10 protein-coding genes and 1 pseudogene are annotated in these 12,836 nt (G+C 33.8%); 10 read left to right on the top strand and 1 reads right to left on the bottom strand.

Annotation, left to right across the window (positions count from 1 at the left end):
* The first annotated feature begins 66 nt into the window (after positions 1–66).
* Positions 67–951 carry a UDP-N-acetylmuramate dehydrogenase gene (gene murB, locus FD688_RS03585; RefSeq protein WP_138741825.1) on the top strand — a complete coding sequence of 295 codons (885 nt, stop codon included), beginning with the start codon at positions 67–69 and terminating at the stop codon, positions 949–951.
* An 11-nt stretch (positions 952–962) separates the two neighbouring features.
* Positions 963–2,924, top strand: coding sequence for a cation:proton antiporter (locus FD688_RS03580; protein WP_138741824.1), 1,962 nt, complete (start codon positions 963–965; stop codon positions 2,922–2,924).
* 31 nt (positions 2,925–2,955) lie between these two features.
* Here the strand turns inward: FD688_RS03580 and FD688_RS03575 are convergent, their stop codons facing one another.
* A complete protein-coding gene (locus FD688_RS03575; RefSeq protein ID WP_138741823.1) occupies positions 2,956–3,615 on the bottom strand; it encodes a DUF1361 domain-containing protein in 660 nt (219 codons plus the stop codon).
* 159 nt (positions 3,616–3,774) lie between these two features.
* On the opposite strand from FD688_RS03575, the gene cdaA reads away from it, so the two are divergent.
* The 8 genes and pseudogenes from cdaA (at position 3,775) to FD688_RS03540 (ending at position 12,541) form a co-directional block, all read left to right on the top strand.
* Positions 3,775–4,620 (top strand): diadenylate cyclase CdaA, encoded by an 846-nt coding sequence (gene cdaA, locus FD688_RS03570; protein WP_138741822.1) that lies wholly within the window; start codon positions 3,775–3,777, stop codon positions 4,618–4,620.
* Positions 4,620–5,579 (top strand): YbbR-like domain-containing protein, encoded by a 960-nt coding sequence (locus tag FD688_RS03565; RefSeq protein ID WP_138741821.1) that lies wholly within the window; start codon positions 4,620–4,622, stop codon positions 5,577–5,579. Before cdaA ends, FD688_RS03565 begins: the two co-directional genes overlap by 1 nt.
* Before the next feature lie 36 nt (positions 5,580–5,615).
* Positions 5,616–6,968: a phosphoglucosamine mutase gene (gene glmM, locus FD688_RS03560; RefSeq protein WP_138741820.1), complete on the top strand. Its 1,353-nt coding sequence runs from the start codon at positions 5,616–5,618 to the stop codon at positions 6,966–6,968.
* A gap of 306 nt (positions 6,969–7,274) precedes the next feature.
* Positions 7,275–9,098, top strand: a complete 1,824-nt coding sequence (gene glmS / locus FD688_RS03555) for a glutamine--fructose-6-phosphate transaminase (isomerizing) (RefSeq protein ID WP_138741819.1) — start codon at positions 7,275–7,277, stop codon at positions 9,096–9,098.
* Positions 9,099–9,229: 131 nt separating this feature from the next.
* Positions 9,230–9,352: a hypothetical protein gene (locus tag FD688_RS07435; protein WP_094751125.1), complete on the top strand. Its 123-nt coding sequence runs from the start codon at positions 9,230–9,232 to the stop codon at positions 9,350–9,352.
* 38 nt (positions 9,353–9,390) lie between these two features.
* Complete coding sequence (locus tag FD688_RS03550; RefSeq protein ID WP_138741818.1) at positions 9,391–10,941, top strand: glycoside hydrolase family 73 protein; 1,551 nt, start codon at positions 9,391–9,393, stop codon at positions 10,939–10,941.
* 66 nt (positions 10,942–11,007) lie between these two features.
* Positions 11,008–12,045: pseudogene (locus tag FD688_RS03545) on the top strand (ABC transporter ATP-binding protein); the annotation flags it as partial.
* 187 nt (positions 12,046–12,232) lie between these two features.
* Positions 12,233–12,541, top strand: a complete 309-nt coding sequence (locus FD688_RS03540; protein WP_034532024.1) for a hypothetical protein — start codon at positions 12,233–12,235, stop codon at positions 12,539–12,541.
* Positions 12,542–12,836 lie beyond the last annotated feature (295 nt).

Here is a 12,836-nt window from a genome sequence, read left to right as displayed (position 1 = left end):
TAATTAAATATTAAAAGTATGAGATTTATACTAATAGACGCTTATAAATTATGATAATTAAGGAAAATGATTAAAATGGAAAAAATTAAACTTTTAAAAAATGAACCATTATCAAAATATACATTCACAGAAACTGGTGGACCTGCTGACTTGGTTGCCTTTCCTAAAAATATTGAAGAAGTCAGAGAATTACTAGCAATGGCAAAACGTGATAATCTACCAATCACCGTTTTAGGAAATGCTAGTAATTTAATTATCAAAGATGGTGGCATTAGGGGATTAGTTATCATTTTGACTGAAATGAATGAAATTACATCTCATGATGATTTAGTGATTGCTCAAGCAGGGGCTAGATATATTGATACTACCATTGTTGCTCAACAACACGGTTTAACAGGTATGGAATTTGCCGCTGGAATTCCAGGTAGTATCGGCGGAGCAGTCTTCATGAATGCCGGTGCTTATGGTGGAGAAACTGCTGAAGTTATTGAATCAGTTACTGTATTAACACCAGAAAATGAAATTAAAACACTATCAAATAGTGAATTAGATTTTGGATATAGACATAGCACTGTGCAAGACCAAGACGATATCGTTTTGGAAGCCACATTTAAGTTATCCACTGGGGATAAAGATAAAATCCAAGCAGAGATGGATCATTTAAATGAGTTACGTGAATCAAAACAGCCACTTGATTTACCATCTTGTGGAAGTGTATTTAAGAGACCAGAAGGTTACTTTGCTGGTAAGTTAATTCATGATGCCGGTTTACAAGGATATCAATCAGGTGGGGCCCAAGTATCTAAGAAACATGCTGGATTCATTGTAAATATTGATAACGCGACTGCTACCGATTATTTAAACGTAATTAAGCATGTACAAGAAACTGTTTACGCTAAAAACAAAGTACATTTAGAAACGGAAGTAAGAATTATCGGACAAGATAAATAGGGGGATAATCAATGCAGCTTATTGAAATTATTTTATTTTTAACGTTACTACTGCTTCTATCAACAATTATTAATCACTACGTTAAGGCCATACCGGTTAGTTTAATCCAGGTCGTATTCGGATGTGGCTTAGCATTGATTGGTAACTTTAGCATTAACCTTAGTACAGACTGGTTTTTACTATTATTTATTGCTCCGTTGCTATTTAACGATGGACGTCGTTTTCCCAAGGATGAACTTTGGGAATTGAGATGGCCCATCTTTGCAAATGCAATCATCTTAGTATTTATCACGATGTTTTTTGGTGGTTTGTTAATTTATAAATTAATTCCATCAATGCCACTTCCAGTAGCATTTTCATTAGCTGCCATTTTATCACCAACCGATCCAATTGCCGTTGAATCAATCGCCAAAAAGGTGCGCTTACCTAAAAATATTTTGCATTTGGTAAATGGGGAAAGTTTAATTAATGATGCCAGTGGTTTGATTGGTTTCAAGTATGCTATTGCTGCAACTGTTTATGGTGCCTTCTCATTGAAGAGTGCTGTAGGTGATTTCTTCTACATCAGTATCGTTGGTGCCATCATTGGAGTAGTGACAATGTTAGTTATCTCATTGGTTCGTAAGTGGTTATACAAGAACGGCTTAACTAATTTAGTATTTAATGTTGTCCTACAAATCGTATCGCCATTCGTTGTTTATTTGCTTTCTGAAGATGTTTTCCATGCCTCAGGAGTAATTGCGGTGGTAACGGCCGGAATTGTGTATCATGTGAATAATACATCAACTCAATCATCATCAGCTGAGTTACAACTGATTAGTGAGCAAGCCTGGAACATTATCGTTTACCTATTAAACGGAATTGTGTTCTTAATACTAGGAATTGAGCTTCCATTTGCAATGGAAGCTGTTATTAACGACATGAAGTTTAATACCTTTCAATCAATCGGCTATGCAGTTGTGACATGGTTGATTATTCTAATTATTAGAATTGTTTGGATTATTCTATATGAAATTTGTCACAACCTAATTACTACTAAGAAGGTTGGTTCAATCGACATCAGAGCAGCAAATATTGTTGGTTTCTCAGGTGTGCGTGGTGCCATTACTATGGCCGGAATTCTTTCCATTCCATTAATTACCGTTCAAAATGAAGCGTTTCCTGATCGTGAATTAGTATTATTTATCGCATCAATCGTAATCGTTTTAAGTTTACTCGCTGCAGTCATTGTTTTGCCATTAATTTCTAAAAATAATCAAGTAGTTTCTTACAACAATGATAATCATTGGAGCGAAGAAAAAGCACGTATTTATGTTCTAAACTACGTTATTGACGATATGAAAAAAATGGACCGTTCGGACAAACATATTTGCAATATTTTAATTGATCAATGTGAATTGATGATTAGACAACTATCTTCAATTAAACCTGATGAACTAGAAAAGAGTATTCGTTCATTGGCTGTCGAATATGAACACCAAGCGGTTAGAAAATTAGTCTCAGACAAGGTTGTTACGAGTAAGGAAGCTAATGCTATTAACTATCAAATTAACCACCGTGAATTAAAGAACTTAGTTGCGTTTAATGATTTCAACTTAAAGCTAGAGTTCATGTCAGCCATTCAAACAACCAAACTATGGCTATTTAAACAACGTTCTGACAAGGAACAAAAGCTAAAGATTCAAAAAGCTTTAATTATGGTTAATGACTATACTGTTAAAAAGCTAAAAGAACATGGCGATTCAAAAGCAATTAATTCAATTGTTGACGAATACACTAACCTTAGTTTGGCTTTAAGAACTCGTTCATTGGATTATGAAAAGTATTATCGTATAGCAAAAGAACGAGAGTTAGAGGCTTATCGTAAGGGAATTCAAGAATTATTAGTCAATGATAAAATTAGTTTTAAATTGGCTTCTAAGTTAAGACAAGAAGTAAATTATGTTGAAAATAATGAATTAAGCACAGACTAAAAAAGACAGCCGATAAAAGGCTGTCTTTTTATTATTCTTTTGAATTTTTTACATCTTTTAGGATTAAGTATAAAATCCAGTAGATAAAGCATTGGACTACTGTCATGATGACTACGAATACTAACATTTTTAATGTCCACATCTCAGTTAATTGTTTAATCACCAATCTAGGTGAAAATAATAAGTAAACGGTGTGGAATCTAAGAAATCTACCAACATAAATTCCAATTGATGAAACGACGTTTAAAGCAAAGATTAGTAATACTTTTGCGACTTTAGAATGGATTGAGAAGAATGCGAAGCAACGGTTTACGATTTGAAATAAACCATAGAAACCAAGTAATGAGCATCCTAAAGCACTAATTATTAGAAATGAATAGTTCATCCACATGTGAGCCGATAATCTTAATAGTCCGTTCGTTCCATATGGTTGAAGAAGTGATAAATGGAATAGATCGGTCAATAGGTAGGGGGCATTGGGATAAAAAATTAACCAAAGTGCAAAGATTGGCCAAAAAATCCATGACTTTTCAATGTATTTATTTGTTAGTTCCAAACTGAGTTCAATGGGGATGTAACCCAAGAAAGTGTTTAATACTAAAAAGTCAAATGGTGGTTTTGCCACCACGAATAAAAATATTATCCACAAAATGAAAAATAGGCGTACTTGCCAACGTGCGTTTTTAAACATAATTTGGACCTCTCAAAATATTATTAGTTCCATTTTAAACCTTAAATGGTAAATATTGAATGATTATTACTTAAAAATTCTATCAAAAATGATAATGCTAAAAATAAACGAAAATGAGTGATATAATATAGATATGAATGAAATTATGGAGGAATAGGTATGGGGATAAATTGGAGTAACATCTTAACATTAAGTAATCTTTTAGATATCTTAGTTGTTTGGTTTATTATCTATGAGGTAATTATCTTACTTAAGGGCACAAAAGCTGTCCAATTATTCCGTGGTGTTTTAGTAATTGCCATTGTGAAAATTATCAGTGTAATCTTTGGATTCACAACCGTATCTTATTTAACTGACCAAGTTATTAATTGGGGAGTTATCGCGATTATTATTATTTTCCAACCTGAAATTAGACGTGGTCTAGAACATTTAGGTCGAGGCTCTATTATTAAACACGCACAAAACCAAAACGTTGAAAATGAAAAGATGATTTTGGAACTTAATAAAGCCATCCAATATATGTCAAAACGTAGAATTGGGGCTTTAATGACTATTCAAATGGATACAGGATTAGAAGATTACATCGAAACAGGAATTAAGTTAGATGCTGATATCACCGGTGAACTTTTGATTAATACATTTATTCCAAATACACCATTACACGACGGTGCGGTTATCATTAGTAATAATCGTGTTGCTGTAGCTGCTGCATACCTACCATTGTCACAAAGTAACCTAATTCCAAAAGAATTAGGAACTAGACATCGTGCAGCCGTTGGTATTTCCGAAGTTACTGATGCTTTAACAATTGTTATTTCTGAAGAAACAGGGGAAGTATCAATTACCAAGAACAACGAATTATTGCGTGGAATGAATAAGGAAGACTATATGAAGTTCTTACGTGATCAATTGATTACTAAGCAAGATTCAATGAATAAGAACTTATTTACAACCATCTTTAATTGGTTTGACAAAATTAAGCAATCAACTGGGGGGCAAAAATAATGAAGAAATTTAATAGCCCATGGTATCTAAGATTATTGGCATTGATTTTTGCTATCTTATTATTTGCTTATGTTAACCAATCAAAACTTTTTGGTTCAGGTAGTAACTATGGTAGCTCTGAAGATATCACTCAATTGACTTCTAATAAGTCAGCAAATATATCAGTGCCACTACAATTAAATGTCGATAACAGCAAATACTTTGTTACCGGTTATCCTGAAAAGGTATCGGTTAAAATTGTAGGACCAACAGCTTTAGTTACTACTACAGTTAATACACAGAATTTTAAGGTGTATGCTGATCTTTCCAGACTAGGCGTTGGAACTCATAAGGTTCGTTTGTATCAAGATGGTTTAAATAACGAGTTGAGATACTACATGAATCCAAGTTATATCTACGTTAATATTCAACCTAGAAAGACAGTGGAATTTCCAGTCAAAGCTGAATACGAATCATCTAACATTGCTGATGGATATTCAGCTGGGAAACCAGTTCTTGGAACAAACAAGGTAAAGGTGACTGGAGCAGCAAATGAAATTGCTAAAATTAAGCAAGTTATTGCTAAGCTAAGCATTCCACAAAATACTAAGAAGTCAGTCAGCTCTTCAGCTGTTTTAGAAGCATTGGACTCAAAGGGCCGAATTGTTAACGTCATCTTGACGCCATCAACAACTTCTGTTAATTTGCCAATAAGTAGTGGAAATAATAAAAACGTTTCACTAAAATTAAAAGTTGAAAATGGCTCTAGTAACCAAAAATATGAATTAACATCAGATACTGATAAGGTAAAAGTTTTTGGGACTAAAAAGCAGCTTGAATCAATTGAAAAGGTAATCGCTTACGTTGATGTTTCTGGAATTACATCAAAGAAAGTGGTCAATGTGGAATTAGATAAGAATCTAAATAATGTTACTGGTTTTGATCCTGAAAACATCAAAGTAACAGTTATTCCACAATAGATTTTTAATAATCGAATGATGAATGGAGATAGAATTATGAAGTATTTTGGAACAGACGGAGTTAGAGGGGTAGCTAATAAAGACTTGAGCCCCGAACTAGCTTTCAAGTGTGGACGTGCTGGTGGTTACATTTTAACCAAGCATAGCCAAGCAGAGGGACAACCTCAAGTATTAGTTGCAAGAGATACCAGAATTTCTGGTCAAATGTTAGAAAGTGCTTTAATTGCCGGTTTACTATCAGTCGGAATTGAAGTTCTTCAATTAGGTGTTGTTACAACTCCAGGTGTCGCTTATCTTGTTAGAACGCAAGGTGCTGCTGCCGGTGTTATGATTACTGCTTCACACAACCCAGCTGAATACAATGGTATAAAATTCTTTGGTTCAGATGGTTACAAGTTATCAGATGAATTAGAAGAAGAAATAGAAGCAATCCTAGAAGCTGACCATGATGATTTACCACGTCCATCTGCTAAGGGACTAGGTAGTGTTGATGATTACTCAGAAGGTAGTCAAAAATACATTCGTTTCTTAGAACAAACTGTTCCTGATGATTTATCAGGTATGAAGATTTGCGTTGACTCAGCGAATGGTGCCACAAGCAATTTAGTTTCACGTTTATATGCTGATTTAGGTATTGAATTTGAAACCATGGCCACTATGCCAAATGGAATCAACATTAACGACCAAGTTGGTTCAACTCATCCAGAACAACTACAAAAAATGGTTGTAGAACAAGGTGCTGAAATTGGACTAGCTTTTGATGGTGACGGTGACCGTTGTTTAGCTGTTGATGAAAACGGTGAGTTAGTTGATGGTGACAAGATTATGTATATTTGTGGTAAGTACATGTCAGATCATGGTCGTCTAAAGCAAGACACTGTGGTAACTACTGTTATGAGTAACTTAGGTATGTACAAGGCAATGGAAGCAAATGGTATGCACAATGTTCAAACTAAGGTTGGTGACAGATATGTTGTTGAAGAAATGAACAAATCTGGTTACAACCTAGGTGGAGAACAATCAGGACATATCGTTTTCCTAGACTTCAACACTACGGGTGACGGTTTATTAACTAGTTTACAATTGCTACACGTAATGAAGGATACTGGTAAGAAGTTATCAGAACTTGCTGGCGAAGTAACTAAGTACCCACAACAACTAATCAACGTTAAAGTTAGCGATAAAGACGGTGCTCAAGCAGATGATAAAGTGAAGGCAGTTATCGCTGAAGTTGAGAAAGAAATGAACGGTGATGGCCGTGTTCTAGTACGTCCTAGTGGTACTGAACCATTACTACGTGTGATGGCAGAAGCCCCAACACAAGAATTAGTAGATGGCTATACTAAACGTATTGCAGACGTTGTTCAAGAACGTTTTGGAATTGAATAAAAATTATTAAAAGCAATCTAATTAGATTGCTTTTTTTATTGCGATTTCTCACCATTAATTTGTCCATACCAATTTTATAAATGGTATAAAATGAGTAGAATTTAATTTAGATATTTGTTCAAATTACGCTTGTTGATACTAACATGACACAATTTTTTACTTTTTTTGCATAAACTATACCAATTTGACATTTATCAATTGACATTGATAATTAAAACTTGTAATCTAGAATATGTCGAAAATGATAAAAAAGATATAAATTTATTTAAAACAATTAATAAATATAGAGTGAAAGGAAAATATAATATGTGTGGAATTGTTGGTGTAACAGGGAACAAAAATGCTGTTGATATTTTAGTTAATGGTTTACAAAAGCTAGAATACCGTGGCTATGATTCTGCTGGTTTATACGTAAACGATGAAGGTAATAAGGATTACCTTGTAAAGAGAACTGGTGCGATTAGTAATCTAAGAGACGCCGTAAATGATATGAAGATTAACGGAAGTGCAGGAATCGCGCATACTAGATGGGCTACTCATGGGGGAGTAACTGTTGAAAACGCGCATCCTCATTTCTCACAAGACAAGAGATTCTACCTAGTTCATAATGGGGTTATTGAAAACTACCGTGATCTAAAGGAAAAATACTTAAGTGATGTTGAATTTACTTCACAAACTGATACAGAAGTTGTTGTTCAATTAGTTGACCACTTCGCTGTAACTGAAAATCTAAATGCTAAAGAAGCATTTAAGAAGACCTTATCACTATTGAAGGGTGCCTCATACGCATTCCAATTAATGGATAGAGAAGAACCAAATACTATTTATGTTGCTAAGAACAAGAGTCCATTATTAATTGGTCTTGGTGAAGATTGCAACGTTGTATGTTCAGATTCTCTAGCAATGTTAAACGTTACTCATGACTTCCTAGAATTAGATGACGGTGACTTTGTTACTGTTAAGCCAGATTCAGTAACCATCGAAAACAAAGATGGTGATGTCGTTACAGACAGACAACCATTCCACGTTGATATTGACGCTAGTGACACTGATAAGGGTACTTATCCATACTACATGTTAAAAGAAATTGACGAACAACCAAATGTAATGAGAAAGCTTTCAGCTGAATACCTAAATGAAAACGGTGAGCCAGTAATCGAAGATGATCTATTAGATTCAATTAAAGAATCAGATCGTCTATACATCATTGCTGCGGGTACTAGTTACCATGCTGGTTTAGTTGGTAAAGAACTATTTGAAAAGTTGGCACAGGTACCAACCGAAGTCCACGTTTCTTCAGAATTTGCCTACAACATGCCACTACTTTCAAAGAAACCATTCTTTATCTTCTTAAGTCAAAGTGGTGAAACAGCTGATAGTCGTGAAGTATTAGTTAACCTAAATCAATTGGGATACAAGAGTTTGACAATTACAAACGTCGCAAACTCAACACTTTCTCGTGAATCTAATTACACATTACTATTACATGCTGGTCCAGAAATCTCAGTTGCATCAACTAAGGCCTATACAGCTCAAATTACTGTTGAAGCAATCCTAGCTAAGGCTTTAGGTGAATCATCAGAAATTAAGGCTGCTAAAGACTTTAACTTGAAACAACAATTAGGTTTCGTTGCCACAGGTATGCAATCAATCGTTGACGAAAAGGAAATGATTAACGAACTTTCTAAGAAGTACTTTGTAAATGCTAACCGTGCATTCTACATTGGTAGAGGAATTGATTACTTTGTTTCACTAGAATCATCTTTGAAACTAAAGGAAATTTCATACATCTTAGCTGAAGGTTTTGCTTCAGGAGAATTAAAACACGGAACTATTGCTTTAATTGAGGAAAACACTCCAGTTGTTGGTATCATTACTCAACCAAACACCGCAGGATTGACTAGAAGTAACCTTGAAGAAACCATGGCTCGTGGTGCTAAGGCAATTACTATTGCTACTGAATCACTTGCTAAAGATAACGATGACATCGTTATTCCAGACGTTGATCAACTATTAACACCATTATTGAGTGTTATTCCTGCTCAACTATTGGCTTACTACACTAGTTTGAACAAGGGCTTAGATGTTGACCATCCAAGAAACCTTGCTAAGAGTGTTACTGTTCAATAATTTGATATTTAAAAGAGTGCATTTAGCACTCTTTTTTATTTAATTAAAATTAAAAAGAGACTGATTTTTCTTATAAGATTTTATAAAAAATTACGCTAACATGTTATAATCATTAACTGGGAGTGTTTTTGATGAAATTTACAAAAAAAACAAAGAACAATTCAAATAAACAAGCTAAGGCTGATAAGACATTTAATAAGTTTAAAGAACAACAAAATCGTCTTAGTGCTAGCCGAAGAGGCGTTAAGAGATAAGATTAAATAAAAAGACTTTTAATGGAGAGAGAATAATTATGAGAAGAAGACCGATCGTCAAATCATTGCTATATGTCCTGAGTGCGAGTGTAGTTATTTCAGCAGGACATTTTTATGTTTCTCATGCTGATGATTTAGACAATGGTGTAAATAATACTGCCAATGCATCGACCGTTAATACAAACACAACTAATTCTGCAATTAATAACGTGTTGGGGTCACAATTAACTGCTGACAATTTTATTTCAACAATTTCACCAATTGCTCAATCTATTGCAAATAGCAATAATTTATATGCTTCAACAATGGTTGCTCAAGCGGCGTTAGAAAGTGGTTATGGGACCAGTATCTTGACGCAATCAGCAAATAACTTGTTTGGTATTAAATCATTTGATGGAACAGGTGTTAAATTAAAGACCTTGGAATACAATTCCAAAGGACAAGCGTATAGCACCTATGCATATTTCAAGAGCTATAACAGTATTATGGACAGTCTTCAAGGCTATGCCACTTTCTTAACTGTTAACTCACGCTATGCCAATGTATTTAAGTCACAATCTAAGGATGGATTCGAAGCAGCAACCAACATCCAAAAGGATGGTTATGCAACCGATCCAAGTTATGCTAGTAAGTTAATCAATATTATTAATACTTATAACTTAACTACTTTAGATGGTAATACGGCTTCAACTAATACCAATACAAGTACACAAAGCACAAATAACACTAAACCTACAACTACTAAGTCAAAGAAAAAACTAGCGACTGCAACTTATACATATGGTAATCCGCTAGAAACTTTCCAATTATCATCCAAGTTTGCAAACTACAATCTTTACACTCACGTTAAAGATACGACTACTAAGAATGTGACTGGCAATTGGCCTGGTTACCTAAAAGCAGGAAGTAATGTATATGTTGATTGTCTAGCTGTACGTAATTATAAAGGTGCAAGTACTACTTGGTATCGAATCAAGACTAGTAAGAATGCTAAGAGTTATTGGGTAAGTGCTAAGGCCATTGATTTTCCAACAATTCATATTAAGGAATACAATGGTAAGGCTAAACTAAGTCATGCAAATCGTGGACTATACAGCAATGTTTTCAATTCTCAAACATTAGCTAAATCACTAGGTTCATCTAATAGTTATAAGAATCAAACATTTAACGTAAACCAAATTGCAACCTACACCTATCATGGTAAAGAAAACACTTGGTACCGCATCAATGTTTCTAAAATAGGAGACGTTTGGGTGAACAAGATGGGTGTTACTTATATTAAGGCTGAAAAGAAGATAGCTAAGAAGAAAGTTACAAAAAAGAAGACAACTTCAAAGTCGTCACTTTATTCAAAAGCATCAGGATATGCATATTTGAATAATTACGGTAAGTTTTCTCTATACAACCACATTCCTGGCAATTATAAGCACATTCAAAAGACTGCTTGGTCACAAGTAAAGGTACCAAAGGATTACAAAGTTGTTGTTAATTTAAAGGGAATTAGAACTAAGTATAATACTACTTGGTACCGTATAGTTTTAAATCATAAGAATTATTGGATTTCTGCCAAGTCACTACTTTTTTATTAATTTGATATAAATAGTAGTTAGTTTTATAATAATTAAATCGAAATAAAATATAGGAAGTATTAAAAAATGACTGAAGATTATAAGATTAAGGTTCAAAACGTAACCAAAGAGTACGATTTGTTCAAAACACAAGCTGATAAATTAAAATCATTTTTCTCCATTAAGACAGATGTTCCTCATTTCTGGTCACTAATGGGAGTATCTTTTGAAGTTAGACCAGGAGAAGCACTTGGATTAATTGGTGTTAACGGTTCAGGTAAATCAACTATTTCTAACATTATTTCTGGAATTATTCCTCAAACAACTGGTTATGTTGATGTAAAAGGTGACACTTCAATCGTTGCGATTAGTGCGGGTCTAAGAAAGAACCTAACCGGTAGAGAAAACATTAGATTGAAGTCATTAATGCAAGGTTTAACTAATGAAGAAATTGATGCATTAATGGACGACATTGTTTCATTTGCTGATATTGGTGATTTCGTGGATCAACCTGTTAAGAGTTATTCATCAGGTATGAAGTCACGTTTAGGATTCTCAATCGCTGTTCACATTAACCCAGATATTTTGATCATTGATGAAGCATTATCTGTTGGGGATGATACTTTCTACCAAAAGTGTGTGGACAAGATTGCTGACTTTAAAGAACAAGGTAAGACTATTATTTTCGTTTCTCATTCACTAAAACAAATTGAATTCTTATGTGACCGTGTTGCTTGGATTAACTATGGTAAGTTAAGAATGATTGGTGAAACTCAAGAAGTAACAACTAAGTACCGTGAATTTATTGAATGGTTCAAGAAGTTATCTAAGAAAGATAAGGCTAAGTTTGAAGCAGAACAAAAACAAATTCAAAAAGACTTTGATATTGATGCATACCAAAGACAAGTTACTGAAGAAGAACAAGCTCAACGTCCTAATGACAAGCATGTTGCTAATGAAGTTAAGAAGCGTTTCTACAGTTCAGTAATTAGTGAAAAGATGCCTAAGACATCAGTTCTATTTACTTGGTTAGTAACTATCGCAACTTTATTCTTCTGTTTAGTGAACGTTTCAGGTCATCCACTAAGCCATATTGTTGAACACCCATCATCAATCGTAAAACCAACTAAGAAGTTAGTATTACCTAAGGGTGTTGCTAAAGATAACAAGAAGACAACAAAGAAGCACCATAAAAAGACTACTACTGAAAAGAAGACATCATCAGTAAAAGCAACTATTAAATAATAAAAAAATCCGTTTTCTTTGAACGGATTTTTTTGCGAGGGGAGATTAAATTAAAATGGCTAAAGAAATGAAGAGTCATGAAACATTAGATTTAATTGAACAAATTACTAGATTAGATGGTACCAAGTACATGGAAATTAGTAACATGGTTCAAAACGGGAGAGCAGAACTAGCTGCAGAACGAGGCTTTATTAAGGAAGTTCGTATTTTACAACTAAACATTCCGCATTCAGAGCATGTTATTAATTACGAAAATTACATTAACGAAAATTTTGAAATGCCAGATGAAAGTATGGATCATTTTGAAGAATGGACCAAGACTCCAGAAATGGAAAAAGAGGTGGCAATGATTCTAAAAGAAAATCACGTTGGGTAATAAAAAAGGAAGTCATCGGTAGGTTGATGACTTCCTTTTATAATATGTGTCCACTTCTAATGCTGCGAAAAAATAATAGCTAAATAACGAACAACATTTAGTGGGATGACTTGAATATGTATCTACAATTATAAATGATGATATTTATTATGACAATAAATAATTTGAAAAAAATTAAAAAAATACGACATTTATCGTGCTATTATTAAAACAATTCGATATCACTTATCAACGATAAAATTAAGTATCTGAACAATGGGAGAGTATTAATCATGAAAACAATTATTAAAGAAAT

The sequence above is a fragment of the Apilactobacillus kunkeei genome (assembly GCF_005930975.1).
Classification (GTDB): Bacteria; Bacillota; Bacilli; order Lactobacillales; family Lactobacillaceae; genus Apilactobacillus; species Apilactobacillus kunkeei_E.
Note: the sequence above shows the minus strand (reverse complement) of the source record. Positions and strands in the feature narration are given on the sequence as shown.